Here is a 13,919-nt window from a genome sequence, read left to right on the forward strand (position 1 = left end):
GTGAGAACGAGCCAGGAGCAACAGCAGGGCGTCGGGCCGGAGCTCGAGGTGAAGCTCACCCGGGTGAGGGCCATTCTGGAGGAGAAGAAGCTGGCGGCGGTCCGGCTGCGCGGGGTGGATTGGTTCGCCTGGGCGACGTGTGGTGGGTCGAACGTGGTGCTGCTCACCACCGATGTCGGCGTGGCGGAGGTGCTCATCACCCACGAGGGAGCCTGGGTGCTGACGGACGCCATCGAGGCGGCGCGCCTGGAGCAAGAGGAGGTGCCGCCAGGTCTCCCGGTGTGGTCCGGCCCGTGGGCGGAGCGTGGGAAACGCGAGGCCTTCGTCGAGGCGAAGCTGGGAGGGGGGCTGGTGGCCTCCGATCGTCCCACGGGCAAGGAGGTGCCCCTGCCCGCCGAGCTGGTGGATGTGCGCCACTCGCTCCTCCCCGAGGAGCTGGAGCGGTACCGCGCGCTCGGGCGCGACGCGGCGGAGGCGATGACCGAAGTGCTGCTGGCGGCCAGGCCGGACTGGACGGGCTGGCAGCTGGCGGGCGCTGGAGCCGAGGCGCTATGGGCTCGGGGCATTCATCCGGCCCTGACGTTGGTGGGAGAGGAGCGGCGCCTGCCGTTGCACCGGCATGCCACGGCGAGCGGGGAGCGGCTGGGGGCGCGGGCCATGTTGGTCTTCTGTGCTCGTCGGCACGGACTGTTCGCGAACCTCACGCGGTTCGTCTACTTCCGAGCGCCCACCGCGGAGGAGCGCCGGCTGGCGACGGACGTGGCGCGAGTCGAGGCCGCGGCCTTCCGGACATCGAAGCCGGGAGTGGCGCTGGGGGAGGTCTACACCGCGCTGGTGGAGGCCTACGCGAAGCATGGGCATCCGGGGGCCGAGGCCTTCCATCACCAGGGAGGCTCGTGCGGCTACCTCTCGCGTGACGACGTGGCCCTGCCAGGAATGAAGGTGCTGCTCCAGCCGAACAACGCGGTGGCCTGGAATCCCTCGTTGCCCGGGGCGAAGATCGAGGACACCGTGGTGGTGAGCGACAAGGGCCTGGAGATCCTCACGGTGGACCCACGCTGGCCGACCATTGAGCTCGAGGGCCGTGCGCGGCCGGATCTCCTGGTGCGCTAGGTCTGCGGAACGAGGACCGTGGGTCGCTGGCCCGAGCGCTGTGCATAGCGCTGGGCGATCCGCGAGGCGACGGTGGCCCCGGTCCCCGCGCGAGCCATCATGACCACGGAGCCACCGAAGCCGCCGCCCGTGAGCCGTGCGCCATAGACGTCCGCGTCTTCCCGAGCCAGCCCCACGAGCAGATCAATCTCGGGGACGGACACTTCGTAGTCGAGGCGCTGGGACTCGTGTGAGGCGTAGAAGAGGGTGCCCAGCGTGGGCAGATCCGCGCTCCTCAGGGCCTTGACCGTGGCGAGCACCCGGGCGTTCTCCGTCACCACGTGGCGCACACGCCGGCCCAGCGGCTCGGGCAGCTTCTCGGCGCGAGGGAGCTCCGCCTCGGACAGCTCTCGGAGCTGCGAGACTCCGAGCAGGGCCGCCGCCTTCTCGCACTCCGCGCGGCGCACGCGGTAGTCGCCCGCGGCGTGGTTGTGCGCCACGCCCGAGTTGATGACGATCGGATCCAGCCCGGGAGGCAGTGGCACCCGCTCGAAGCGCATCTCCCGCGTGTCGAGGAAGAGCGCGACGCCCTGGCTGGCGATGCTGGCGGCCATCGGATCCATCACGCCCACCGGCGCGCCCACGAAGTCCACCTCTACCTTCTGCCCCAGCAGCGCGAGCTGGACGTCATCCATGGGCAGCGAGAACGCCTCGCGCAGCGCCCGGAGCAGGCCGACGTCCAGCGAGGCGCTGGAGGACAGCCCGCTGCCGAGCGGAACCTCGGAGCTGACGCGGAGCTCGAACCCCGACAGCGTGTGCCCCGCGTCGCGGAGCACCTGGGTGACCCCTTGCACATAGTCGAGCCAGGTCCTTCCCACCGTCTCCCGGCCCAGCTCGAACTCCAGGACCTTGCCTTCCTTGCTCGTGTTGACGCTGAAGGCGCGGACCCGCCGGTCCGGCCGCCGCCGCAGCTCGACGTGCGTCTGCTGCGGAATGGCCATGGGCAGCACGAAGCCGCCGTTGTAGTCGGTGTGCTCGCCGATCAGGTTCACCCGCCCGGGGGCATGGGAGACAACCTCCGGGGGGGCTCCGAACAGCTCCTGGAAAGAAGGGGTCACGTCCAGTCTCGTCCTCTACTCGGGGGTGATGCGCAGCGAGTCGAACTTCGCGGAGGCTCCCGTAACTCCGCCCGCCGTGAGCGCCACGCGGATGCCTCGATCCCAGGGCGGCAGGTAGTCGCCATTCAGCTCGTCACCCACGGGCGACCAGGTGGTGCCGTCCGCGCTGAACGAGAATCGGAACAGGTGCCCCTGCCTCGCCGTGATGCGCAGGTACAGCTTCGGGCCCGCGGGCGCGTTGGTGCTGGCGGGGACCTGGGTGGTGGACTTGCCGTCCTTCCACTGCCGCTGCCACAGCTCCACGTTGGTCCCATTGAGCGCCACGCCCAGCGAGTTGTCCGGATCGCCGAAGGCGGACAGCCCGGCCACGGTCCCCGCGGTGAGCCCGGTCCGGTCCAGGACGGCCTCCACCGTGTAGTTGGCCGAAGGAGAGGAGCGGGCCAGCACCCCGCCGGTGCGATCCGTCGCCGCCTCGGCCGGAGGCGCCAGGGTCAGCTCGCCATTGGCGATGCTCGACACAGGCTTGATCCCCACCGGCCACTGCCAGCCCAACACCGGCGTCGGGGAGGTGAAGTCATCGAAGAAGACCTGCGGCTTCGCCAGCACCTGCCCGCCCGGGCCGTGGCGCGAGTTGATCGTCGGCCAGTTGTCGTCGCCCCAGGTGATCGGATCCAGCATGCCCTGCCGGCCGGTGTAGACGGAGTCCGTGACGCGATAGGCGTGGTACAGGAAATAGTCCCGGCCCAGCGAGTCCGTCACCACGCTGCCGTGCCCCGGGCACTTGAAGGACTCGTTGTTCTTCAAGATGGGGTTGAGCGGGTTCTTCTCCCAGCCCGACAGCAGGTTCTTCGAGCGGGCCACGCCCACCCCGTAGTTGCACTCCTTCCCGCAGCAGCCGGAGCCGGCGTAGAAGATGTAGAAGTAGCCGTTGTGCCGGAAGACGTCCGGCCCCTCGACGAGCTGCCCCTCCCACGGCACATCGTTCATGATCAGCGCCGTCTTCTCGCCGGTGAGCCGGGTGCCGTCCTCGGCCAGCGGCTGCGCCCAGATGGGGGTGGGCAGGCCCTGGCTGTTGCCGTCCTCCTTCCACACCAGGAAGAGCTTGCCGTTCTCATCGCGGGTCATCGCCCCGTCAATCGAGCCCAGATCCTGGCACACCAGCGGGCCGTGATCCGTGTACGGCCCGGAGATCGCCGGCGCCGTCGCCACCGCCACACACAGCGGGCCGCCCTTCTTCTTCGCCGTGTAGAGGACGAAGAAGCGGCCATTGTCCACCACGAGCTGCGGCGCCCAGTAATGGGCCTCGGACCACTCCGGCTGCGTCTGGAAGATGTTCCCCACCAGCTCCCACTGGAGCAGATCCTTCGACTTCAGCAGCGGAAACTGGGGCGCCCACTCGGAGGACGTCGTCGCGGCCCAGTACTCCTCCCCCACGCGGACCACGGACGGATCCGCGTAGTCGCCAGGCAGGATGGGGTTGGTGATCGCCAGCGGTGGGGGCGGGGGAGTCGGCTGCTCTGGAGTCGGAGGGGTCTTCTCATCCGAACAACTGGGGGCGGAGAGCGCCGCGAGCACGGTGAGCGAGAAAAGGACTGCGGAGAAGAATACGCCGCGTGAGCGCATGGGGGAGCACCTCGGTTGGGGGGCGGCAGACTACGGCGGCGCTCATTCAGGGGTCAATCACAGCCAACTCAAGCCGCCTCCCGGGCATCCCCCGTCTGTGTGACTTTGCGCGTCATGTGTTCAGGAAGGAACACAGCCCTTGACGCACTGCATTGCGTATCGGCCTTGACACACTATGGCTCTCTGTATGAGATGCCCGACTTTTTGCGTGGCGCCCGAAGCGGGGCGGCCCGGGATTCTCAACCCGTTAATCACCCGAAGGGGAAGTGGACATGCGGAGAGGACCGTCCTCATCTCGAGGTTGGCGCCGAGGGAGCGCGTTGCTCCCGGTGCTCGCATTGCTGACCGCCGTGGCCTGTTCAGACGAGCAGAAGCCGCCGGAGAACCCTCCGCCGGAGCCCACCCTCGTCACGCAGGGCTTCACCAACCCCTTGAAGATCTCCATCCCCACCGGGGGCCTGGTCCAGAACTGCCCGGACCCCACGGTCATCCGCGGCCAGCAGGAAGGGGATACCAGCTGGTACATGTACTGCACGTCGGATCCCCTGAACGATCAGGACAAGGACTCCTCGGGCAAGTACAAGCAACACTTCATTCCCATGCTGAAGTCGTCCGACCTGGCCGAGTGGACCTATGTCGGAGATGCCTTCACCGCCCCGCCGGGCTACGCAAAGCCTGATACGGATCTCTGGGCCCCCGAGGTCGTCTACTTCGGCGGGAAGTATTATCTGTATTACACGGTGGTAGACACCATCGAGGGCGGCAGCGCCATCGGGGTCGCCACCAGCGATGGCCCGGTCGGTCCCTGGACCCAGGCCTCGAAGCCCGCCGTGGAGCCGCATGAGGCGCCCTGCTGCGGCGGCTCGCGACGCCAGGTGTTCGATCCCGAGGTCCTCATCACCGATAGCGGTGACAAATACATCTACTACGGCAGCTATTTCGGGGGCATCTCCGTGCGGACGCTCTCGGAGGATGGGCTCACCTCGGATCCGTACTCCCAGGTGGAGGTCACCGTCGCCAACCGCTACGAGGCTGCCAACATCATCAAGCACGGGGACTACTACTACCTGCTGGCGTCCTCCACCAACTGCTGCAACGGGCCGCTCACCGGCTACAGCGTCTTCGCCGGACGCTCCAGGGATCCGTGGGGTCCCTTCGTGGATCGCGAGGGCGTGCGCCTCACCGCCAACCGCGTGGGCGGCACTCCCGTCCTGGGCCTGAATGGCAACCGCTGGGTGGGCACGGGCCACGACACCGTCATCACGGACTTCGGGGGCCAGGACTGGATCGTCTACCACGCCATTGACAGGACCAGCCCCTACCTGGCTCCGGACCCCAACGGGGATCTGCCTCCCAAGCGCCAGGCGCTGATGGATGCGCTGGACTGGGTGGGGGATGCGGACAACCAGTGGCCGGTCGCCCGTGGAGGCCTGGGTGCCTCGGACTCCGAACAGCCTGCTCCGGCGGCCGTGGCTGGAACCAAGAGCCGCTACTCTCTCGTCCTCGCCACGCAGGACGAGCCGGGGACCCTCATCACCTCAGGCTCGGACGAGTTCAATGGCACCGCGCTCGGTTCGCAGTGGACCTGGACGCGTCCGCCGGCTCCGGAGACCTTCGGCGAGGAGGGAGGCAACTTCCGCTTCGACACCCAGGACGCCGATCTCTTCGAGGGCATCAACAACGCCTCCATCCTCTGGGAGCCGGCTCCCACGGGGAACTACCTCGTCGAGACGAAGTTCAAGCTGAACCTGCCGCCGGTGAGCTGCTGCCACAACTATGTCCAGGCGGGGCTCCTCATCCACAGCGACGACGACAACTACGTGAAGCTGGTCCACTTCTCCAACTGGGAGACGCGGCAGATCGCCTTCGCCAAGGAGATGGGGCCCGTGGTGCCCGCGCACTACCCGCGCTACGGCGAGACGTTCGGCGGGCCCGCGGACGAGACCGTCTGGCTGCGGATCGCCAGGCGCACCGCTGGTGACGAGGAGACGTACACGGCCTACTCCAGCCGGGATGGCACCACCTGGAGCCGCGCGGGCACGTGGACGCACAAGCTGGGCACAGGAGCGCGGATCGGACTGATCTCGATGGCGGGCAGGGGCTTCACCGCCACCTTCGACTATGTCCACGTCTCCGAGCTGAAGAACTAGTCCGGGCCGGGCCACGGCTTGGCTCGGCTCCGGGTGATTGCGTATAGAGCGTTGAGAAGTCATTGGATCCGGCGGTTCCCCCCGGGGCGCCGCCGTTCGCGTGTGGAGAGAGACCCATGAGATGGATGATCGCGGTTGCGCTGGTGGCGCTGGTTGGCTGTAGCAAGCAGTCCTCGGACAACAAGGCTTCGGCGCCTTCAGGGGAGGCCAATGCTCCCGCGGCCGCCAAGAAGCTCGTCATCGGCTTCTCGCAGGTGGGCGCCGAGAGCGCCTGGCGCACGGCGGAGACCAAGTCCATCCGCGGCGAGGCCGAGAAGCGCGGGCTGGATCTCAAGTTCGCGGACGCTCAGGGCAAGCAGGCCCAGCAGATCCAGGCGCTCACGTCCTTCATCGCGCAGAAGGTGGACGCCATCGTCCTGGCCCCCGTCGTCGAGACGGGCTGGGAGACGGTCCTCCAGCAGGCCAAGGAGGCCAACATCCCCGTCATCCTCGTGGACCGTGGCATCAAGGTCTCCGACGAGAGCCTCTACACCACGCTGATCGCCAGCGACTTCGTGGAGGAGGGCCGCATGGCGGCCGAGTGGCTGGCGAAGAAGGTGAATGGCAAGGCCAACATCTACGAGCTGCAGGGCACCACGGGCGCCGCGCCGGCCATCGATCGCAAGAAGGGCTTCGAGGAGATCCTCCAGAAGTACCCGGACATGAAGATCATCAAGAGCCAGAGCGCTGACTTCACCCGCGCCAAGGGCAAGGAGGTCATGGAGGCCTTCATCAAGTCGGACGGCAAGCAGATCCAGGCCGTCTACGCCCACAACGACGACATGGGCCTGGGCGCCATCCAGGCCCTGGACGAGGCCGGTATGAACCCGGGCAAGGACGTCACCGTCCTCTCCGTGGACGGCGTGAAGGGCGCGTTCGAGGCCATGGTCTCCGGCAAGCTCAACGCCACCGTCGAGTGCAACCCGCTCATGGGGCCCCTGGTGTTCGACACCATCAACAAGGTCCGCGCGGGCGAGAAGGTCCCCAAGTTCATCCAGAACAAGGACCAGCTCTTCGAGCAGACGAACGCCGCGCAGGTTATCGGCACTCGTGAGTACTGAGCCGCTCCTCGTCGCTCGAGGCGTTCAGAAGCGCTTCCCCGGAGTCCACGCCCTCGCCGGTGTGGACTTCGAAGTCCGAGCCGGGGAAGTGCACGCCCTGATGGGGCAGAACGGCGCCGGTAAGTCGACGCTGATCAAGATCCTCACGGGCGTCTACCCTCGTGACGAGGGGACGATCACCTTCCAGGGCCGAGACTTCCGGCCGGCGTCGCCGGGGGAGGCTCAGCGCCAGGGCATCAGCACCATCTACCAGGAGCTGAGCCTCGTCCCCACGCTGACGGTGGCCGAGAACCTGTTCCTGGGCCGCGCGCCGCGGCGCTGGTGGGGCCTCGACTGGAAGGCCATGCGGAAGAAGGCCGAGGAGATCCTCGCCACCTTCGAGCTGCGCGTGGACGTTGATCAGCCGCTGGGGAGCATGTCCGCCGCGGTCCAGCAGCTGGTGGCGATTGCTCGGGCGGTGCAGACCGAGGCCCGGGTCATCATCATGGATGAGCCCACCTCGAGCCTCGACAGCCATGAGACCGAGGTGCTGCTCGGCATCATCACCCGGCTGAAGGAGCGGGGGCTGGGCATCGTCTTCGTCACCCACTTCCTCGATCAGGTCTACAAGGTCAGCGATCGCATCACCGTGCTGCGCAACGGCACGCTGGTGGGCACGTACGAGGCCTCGAAGTTGTCGCGGCTGGAGCTCGTCTCCCAGATGCTGGGCAAGGTCCCCGAGGAGATGGAGCCCGCGCTGCATCCGCACCCCGAGAGCCAGGGGCCCGCGGTCATCTCTGCTCAGGGGCTGTCCCGGCGGGGCGTGGAGCCCTTCGATCTCACGGTTCATCAGGGCGAGGTGGTGGGGTTCGCTGGCCTGCTGGGCTCGGGGCGCACGGAGGCGGCCCGGCTGCTCTTTGGCGCGGACCACGCTCGAGAGGGGACGATCAACGGCACCCACCTGCGGAGCCCTCGCCAGGCGATTGATACGCTGGGCATGGCGTTCACTCCGGAGGAGCGCAAGGCCGACGGGATCTTCCCCGAGCTCTCGGTGCGAGAGAACATCGCGCTGGTGGTCCAACGGAAGCAGGGCTTCATCGTCTCGCGGGCGCGGCAGGAGAAGCTCGCCCAGGAGTTCGTGACGAAGCTGGGCATCAAGACGCCCTCGGTGGAGCAGCCCATCCGGCTGCTGAGCGGAGGCAACCAGCAGAAGGTCATCCTGGCCCGGTGGCTGGCATACGAGCCGAAGCTGCTGATCCTCGATGAGCCGACCCGCGGCATCGACGTCGGCGCCAAGGGCGAGATCGAGCGCCTCATCCACCAGCTCTCCCAGAAGGGGCTCTCGGTGCTCTTCATCTCGGCCGCGCTGGAGGAGGTGCTGCGGATCTCCCACCGTATCGCCGTGTTCCGGGATCGGAAGAAGGTGGGAGAGCTCTCGCGCACGACGCTGCCGGAGGTCATGAAGATGATCGCTGGCGAGGAACAGCCCGCAGGAGCTCCGGAGGCCGAGAAGCGGGCCGCCGGAGAGGGGAAACATGCGTCCTAGGAATTTCTGGCCGCTGGTGGCACTGGCGGCGTTACTGCTCTTCAACATCCTCTTCACCACGGGCTTCGCGCACCTCGAGCTGCGCGACGGGCGGTTGTTCGGCACGCTCGTCGACATCTTCAAGAATGGCTCGATGGTGATGCTGCTGGCGGTCGGGATGACGCTGGTCATCGCGCTGGGCGGGATTGATCTGTCCGTGGGCTCGGTGATGGCGCTGGCGGGCGCGGTCGCGGCGCTGCTGATGACGGAGAACGGCTTCTCCGTGCCCATGGGGATCCTGGTCGCGCTGGGAGTGGCCGTGGCGGTGGGTGCCCTGAACGGGGCGCTCGTCACCTACGCGGGGATCCAGCCCATCATCGTCACCCTGGTGACGCTGGTGATGGGGCGCGGGCTGGCGCAGACGCTCACGCACGATCAGAAGGTCCGCTTCGAGATCCCGTCCTTCGAGTTCATCGCTCGCGGCAACGTGTTGGGGCTGCCGTTCCCAGTGTTCCTGGTGGCGGCGGTGGCCCTGTTCGTGGGGCTGCTGCTGAGGAAGACGTCGACGGGGCTCTACATCGAGGCCATGGGGGGCAATCCGCAGGCGGCCCGGCTCTGTGGCCTGCGAGTCCATGTCATCCGGATGCTGGCGTTCATGGCGTGCTCGCTGTGTGCGGGGCTGGCCGGGCTGATCGCCGCGGCGGACATCAAGGAGGCCGATGTCGCCAACGCCGGGCTCTACCTGGAGCTGGACGCCATCCTCGCCGTGGTGCTCGGGGGCACGAGCCTGACGGGAGGCCGGGCCAACCTGGTGGGCTCGCTGATTGGCGCCCTCTTCATCCAGACGCTCACCACCATGCTGCAGATGCGAGGCGTCATCACCGAGCACACGCTCATCATCAAGGCCGTCGTGGCGCTCGGCGTCTGTTACATGCAGACGCCCTCGTTCGAGCGGGTGATGCGGCGCCTGCGTCCCGCGGAGGGCGGCGCGTGAACTTCCTGCGCAAGCACATCACGGTGGTGGCGGGGGTGCTGGCCTACGTGCTGCTCTACGCCATCGCGGCCATCCGGTACGACGGGTTCTTCTCGCTCCCGGTCTTCATCAACTTCCTGTCCAACAACGCGGTGCTCGGCATCGTCGCGGTGGGCATGACGTTCGTCATCCTCTCCGGCGGGATCGATCTGTCCGTCGGGGCCGTCATGTCCTTCTCCAGCGTGCTCATTGGGGTCCTGATCATGGACCACCACTGGAACGTGTTCGCCGCCATCGGGGCCGCGGTGCTGTGCGGGACGGTGCTCGGGGCGGTGATGGGGGCGGTGATCCACTCGACGGGGATCAAGCCGTTCATTGTCACGCTCGCGGGCATGTTCTTCGTGCGTGGCCTGGCGTTCATCATCCACCTGGAGTCGATCGCCATCTCGGATCCGCGCCACACGGCCATCGCGGTGACCCACCTGGGGCCGCTGCCGCTGACAGCGCTCCTGCTCCTGACGTTCGTGCTCGTGGGGTGGTACGTCGCGGTGCTCACGCCGTTCGGGCGCAACGTCTACGCGCTCGGAGGAGGGGAGGAAGCCTCGCTGCTCATGGGGCTTCCGGTGCGGCGCACGAAGATCGCCGTCTACGCGGTGAGCGGCTTCTGCGCGTCCTTCGGCGGGGCCGCGCTCACCTTCTATCTCTCCAGCGGTAGCCACCTGGAGGGCGTGGGCATGGAGCTGGATGCCATCGCCACGGTGGTGATTGGCGGCACGCTGCTGGCGGGCGGAGTGGGCTCGGTGATTGGGACGCTGGTCGGGGTGCTGATGCTGGGCCTCATCCTCACGTCAATCACCACCTACGAGGGCATGACGAGCTCGGGAATGACCCGAGTGGCCATTGGCGGGCTGCTGCTCATGTTCGTGCTGCTGCAGAAGGTGTTGATGCGGCGGTTCGTCGGGGTAGGGCGCGCGACGTAGCCTCTACCCCTCGTCAAATCCGATTCGGCGGGTTCGGCTTGGGGAGGATCGCGAAGGTGCCCTTCACGGGTGAGATGGGAGCCTCCTGTGGAATGGCTTCGTCCATGTCATCCTGGCGTGCGGCCCTGGCCATGGCACCCGCCAGGAGCGGGATGGCGTTGCCGGGGCCGTCATCCGTCAGCTCGACGGCGGTCAGGCCGACGAGCAGCGAGTAGGCCGCGCCTGAAGAAGCGCTGTGCTTGCTCGGATCCTTGTAGACCTTGAGCAGCGCCTCGCGGTGATAGGCCCACTCGTCCTTCTTCCTGAACCCACCCCGCATCATGTCCAGGAAGACCGTGGACACCTCGTCCTTGCGTGAGTTGTCCCGGACCGCTTCGTACCAGTCTCGCGCCCGGTCGAGAGAGGCTTGTCGCGGAGCACTCTCGCGCAGCGCATCCTTGAGGGCGGGCATCAGCGTCATGTCCTTCAGTTCCTTGACGGCCGGCTTCGTGGACGTCACATCGAGGCGGAACTCGGGCCAGAACGTGGAGTCGGAGCGGCCTTTGTTCATGCCTCGCCAGACATGCTCGGGCTCATGCGCGTCCGGGAAGCCCACGCTGCTGTCGAGGGCCGTCTGGCTGCCCATGTGATAGGGGCTCGTCAGGGGATGCGCCTTCGAGGTGACGTACGTGGCCGCGTCGAGCCCGGCGCCCGTGGACTCCACCAGGTCGCACCCGTGCACCATGTCCTTGGGGTTGTAGTAGTGGCGGATGTTCGAGGCGTCCGCGTGGAGGCTGAGGTAGTGCTGGGAGCTCCTCCCATGGCAGATGGGCGGAGCCGAGATCGCATAGCAGTACCTGTGCACCTCAGGTCCCTCAAATCCCAGCTTGAGCTTGAGCTCCCCGCACGTCAGGTCCAGGAAGGCGTTCTGCGCCAGCGCCCCGCCCAGGCTGTGCCCGGTGACGTAGATGGCTTGCAGCGGCCCTCCGGCGAGCGCGTAGTTGAACGCGGCCACCAGTGAGGTGACGCAGCTCATATAGGCCCTGTAGAAACCCACCGCCAGCGTCGAGCCCCCCATGTTGGGGACCTTCACGCCTTTCAGGTGGTTCATGTCGGTGACCCAGTCAGGGCTGCCCTTGCTCTTGACCTGGGCGCCCACCAGGGCTCGGGCCCCGTCGCCGCTCCGGCTCCCGCGGAACACGATGACCGCCACCTGCGCCGCGCGATCGTAGACGACCGCCCCGAGGTAGCTGGTCCAGCCCGACGTGGGATGGTTCAGGGTCATCCCGGTCTGCCCCTGGAAGTAACCGCACCGGAGCTGGCCGGCTCCGTTGAGGGTGAGCCCCTTGTCGACGGGCTCGCCCATCAAGTCGAAGCCCTGGGCGTGCTTGATCGCGAGGTCCAGGGGGCGGGGCTGGAACAGGATGTACTTGTCATCGATCCCACCCCGGTACACGACGCCCTTGTGAGGGTTGGGCGTCGTTCCCAGGAGATAGCGGACCGGATCGAACTTGCGGCGATCATCCCCCTTCGGGGTCTTCATCCGCTCGTGGATGTGCTCCATCACCCGCTCGCGAGCGGTCGCACGCAGGCTCACCTTGATGAAGCCCGGCCCCCAGGACTCGTAGAAGGGATCCATGGGGAACTCGCAGGACTGGGCGTACGCCTTATAGGCAAAGCGGCAGTACTCCAGGCAGTTGCGAGCCATCGCCATGGATGGACTCACGAGGCCGTAAGCGGACATCGGCGCTCTCCGCGAAGCTCCAGGAGTGGAGTGTTCGCAGCCTAACAGGCCGGAGATGTAGGCCGGAAAGGCTCACCCCTCGTCCGCGAGCCCGTACTCCTTGAGCTTGCGAGCGAGCGTGTTGCGGCCGATCTCCAGCGCCTTGGCCGCCGCCGTGCGGTTGCCTTTCACCGACTCCAGCACTCGCAGGATGTGGCGCCGCTCCACCTCCGCCAGCGGCAGCAGGCCCGTGGCTGTCGTGGGCGCCGCTGCCTCCGCGCCAGGGCCCGTGCCCGTGGCGGATGCAGGGGCCCGGTCCACCGTGGGCAGCGGCAGGTGCTCCTCGAGGATCTCTCCCTCGCAGAGCACCACCGCGCTCTCGATGCAGTTCTCCAGCTCGCGCACGTTGCCGGGCCAGCGGTACGTCCTCAGCCGCACCAGCGCGGCGGCGCTCAGCTGCGGCGGCTTCAGCCGGTGCCGCTTCGCCGCCGTCGCCACGAAGTGCCGCGCCAGCCGCTCGATGTCCTCGGCCCCGCGCTCCCGCAACGGCGGCAGCACCATCTCCACCACCTTGATGCGGTAGTAGAGATCCTCGCGGAACTTCCCCTCGGCCACCATCTTCGACAGATCGCGGTTCGTCGCCGCGACGATCCGCACGTCGATCTTGACAGTCTGCGTGCCGCCCACGCGCTCGAACTCGCGATCCTGCAACACTCGCAGCAGCTTGCCCTGCACCGGCAGCGGCAGCTCGCCGATCTCGTCGATGAACACCGTGCCGCTGTCGGCCGCCTCGAACTTGCCCGGCACCCGGTGGTCCGCCCCCGTGAAGGCTCCCTTCTCGTGGCCGAACAGCTCGTTCTCGATCAGCGTCGCCGGCAGCGCCGCGCAGTCCACCTTCACGAACGGCTTGTCTCGCCGCGGCCCGTTCACGTGGATGGCTCGGGCGAACAGCTCCTTGCCGCAGCCGCTCTCGCCGCGCAGCAGCACCGTCGCGTCCGTGGGCGCCGCCTTCTGCACCAGCCGGTAGATCGACTTGAGCTGCGGGGACTCGCCGATGATCCGGTTGAAGAAGTAGCCCACCGGCGCCTGTGGCTGATCCTTCGCTCGCTTCAGCTCCTGGTAGAGGCTGGTGCTCTGCAGCGCCGTGCCCACCTGCGCCGCGATCACCGTCAGCCGCTCCATGTCCTCTTCCGTGAAGCGATCTCCGCCTCGCCGGTTGAGCACCTGCAGCACGCCGTAGATCGCTCCCTCCGAGTCCCCCAACGGCACCGCCAGCAGGCTCGTGGTCTTGTAGCCCGTGAGCCGATCGATATCCGCGAAGAAGAGCCGCTCGCCGCGCGGGTCCGGCACGCTGACGGGCTCGCCCACCCTCGCCACGTGGCCCGCCACGCCCTGCCCGAGCTTCACCCGGATCTGCGACACCTCGGGCAGGTGCGCCGCACGCGAGAACAGCTCGCCGCGCGCCGGATCCAACAGCCAGAGCGTGCCGCGATCCGCCTGCATCGTCACCGCGATGCGGTCGACCAGCGTCTGGAGGAACGCGTCGAGATCCACCTCACGCCCGACGAGGCCTCCCACCGAGAGCAGTACCTGGCTGACGTCCGAGGGCTGGGGCATGGTGGGCAACGGCGGAAGAACGAACGCCGTGCCACCACCATAGCATTCGTAGAGCATCGC

10 protein-coding genes are annotated in these 13,919 nt (G+C 67.6%); 6 read left to right on the forward strand and 4 right to left on the reverse strand.

Annotation, left to right across the window (positions count from 1 at the left end):
- Entirely contained in the window at window positions 1-1,113 is a 1,113-nt protein-coding gene (locus tag ACJ8AT_RS33230) for a M24 family metallopeptidase (RefSeq protein ID WP_407741974.1), read from the forward strand.
- On the opposite strand, the gene galK is transcribed toward ACJ8AT_RS33230, so the two are convergent.
- Window positions 1,110-2,210 carry a galactokinase gene (galK, locus tag ACJ8AT_RS33235; protein ID WP_407741975.1) on the reverse strand — a complete coding sequence of 367 codons (1,101 nt, stop codon included), beginning with the start codon at window positions 2,208-2,210 and terminating at the stop codon, window positions 1,110-1,112. The two genes, ACJ8AT_RS33230 and galK, sit on opposite strands and share 4 nt — an antisense overlap.
- Before the next feature lie 15 nt (window positions 2,211-2,225).
- The gene (locus ACJ8AT_RS33240; protein WP_407741976.1) at window positions 2,226-3,833 is read right to left on the reverse strand and encodes a family 43 glycosylhydrolase; all 1,608 of its coding nucleotides are present in this window, start codon (window positions 3,831-3,833) and stop codon (window positions 2,226-2,228) included.
- 329 nt (window positions 3,834-4,162) lie between these two features.
- On the opposite strand from ACJ8AT_RS33240, the gene ACJ8AT_RS33245 reads away from it, so the two are divergent.
- From ACJ8AT_RS33245 to ACJ8AT_RS33265, 5 genes are all read left to right on the forward strand, one after another.
- Window positions 4,163-5,983: a family 43 glycosylhydrolase gene (locus tag ACJ8AT_RS33245; RefSeq protein ID WP_407741977.1), complete on the forward strand. Its 1,821-nt coding sequence runs from the start codon at window positions 4,163-4,165 to the stop codon at window positions 5,981-5,983.
- A gap of 116 nt (window positions 5,984-6,099) precedes the next feature.
- The gene (locus tag ACJ8AT_RS33250) at window positions 6,100-7,083 is read left to right on the forward strand and encodes an ABC transporter substrate-binding protein (protein ID WP_407741978.1); all 984 of its coding nucleotides are present in this window, start codon (window positions 6,100-6,102) and stop codon (window positions 7,081-7,083) included.
- Window positions 7,073-8,608 carry a sugar ABC transporter ATP-binding protein gene (locus tag ACJ8AT_RS33255; RefSeq protein ID WP_407741979.1) on the forward strand — a complete coding sequence of 512 codons (1,536 nt, stop codon included), beginning with the start codon at window positions 7,073-7,075 and terminating at the stop codon, window positions 8,606-8,608. Before ACJ8AT_RS33250 ends, ACJ8AT_RS33255 begins: the two co-directional genes overlap by 11 nt.
- On the forward strand, window positions 8,598-9,581 hold the full coding sequence (locus tag ACJ8AT_RS33260) for an ABC transporter permease (RefSeq protein ID WP_407741980.1): 984 nt from the start codon (window positions 8,598-8,600) through the stop codon (window positions 9,579-9,581). The genes ACJ8AT_RS33255 and ACJ8AT_RS33260 overlap by 11 nt, the downstream gene beginning before the upstream one ends.
- Window positions 9,578-10,540, forward strand: coding sequence for an ABC transporter permease subunit (locus ACJ8AT_RS33265; RefSeq protein WP_407741981.1), 963 nt, complete (start codon window positions 9,578-9,580; stop codon window positions 10,538-10,540). Before ACJ8AT_RS33260 ends, ACJ8AT_RS33265 begins: the two co-directional genes overlap by 4 nt.
- A gap of 13 nt (window positions 10,541-10,553) precedes the next feature.
- Here the strand turns inward: ACJ8AT_RS33265 and ACJ8AT_RS33270 are convergent, their stop codons facing one another.
- Both ACJ8AT_RS33270 and ACJ8AT_RS33275 read right to left on the reverse strand, forming a co-directional pair.
- Window positions 10,554-12,263 carry a lipase family protein gene (locus tag ACJ8AT_RS33270; protein ID WP_407741982.1) on the reverse strand — a complete coding sequence of 570 codons (1,710 nt, stop codon included), beginning with the start codon at window positions 12,261-12,263 and terminating at the stop codon, window positions 10,554-10,556.
- A 72-nt stretch (window positions 12,264-12,335) separates the two neighbouring features.
- A complete protein-coding gene (locus ACJ8AT_RS33275; protein ID WP_407741983.1) occupies window positions 12,336-13,916 on the reverse strand; it encodes a sigma 54-interacting transcriptional regulator in 1,581 nt (526 codons plus the stop codon).
- Window positions 13,917-13,919 lie beyond the last annotated feature (3 nt).

Origin of the sequence: Hyalangium sp. (assembly GCF_045802625.1) — a bacterium.
GTDB lineage: Bacteria > Myxococcota > Myxococcia > Myxococcales > Myxococcaceae > Hyalangium.

Bases quoted from the DNA above. Each gene is read 5' to 3' on its own strand.
- ACJ8AT_RS33275 (WP_407741983.1), bottom strand. From the start codon at position 13,916: ATGCTCTACGAATGCTATGGTGGTGGCACGGCGTTCGTTCTTCCGCCG.
- ACJ8AT_RS33260 (WP_407741980.1), top strand. From the start codon at position 8,598: ATGCGTCCTAGGAATTTCTGGCCGCTGGTGGCACTGGCGGCGTTACTG.
- ACJ8AT_RS33240 (WP_407741976.1), bottom strand. From the start codon at position 3,833: ATGCGCTCACGCGGCGTATTCTTCTCCGCAGTCCTTTTCTCGCTCACC.
- ACJ8AT_RS33250 (WP_407741978.1), top strand. From the start codon at position 6,100: ATGAGATGGATGATCGCGGTTGCGCTGGTGGCGCTGGTTGGCTGTAGC.
- ACJ8AT_RS33270 (WP_407741982.1), bottom strand. From the start codon at position 12,263: ATGTCCGCTTACGGCCTCGTGAGTCCATCCATGGCGATGGCTCGCAAC.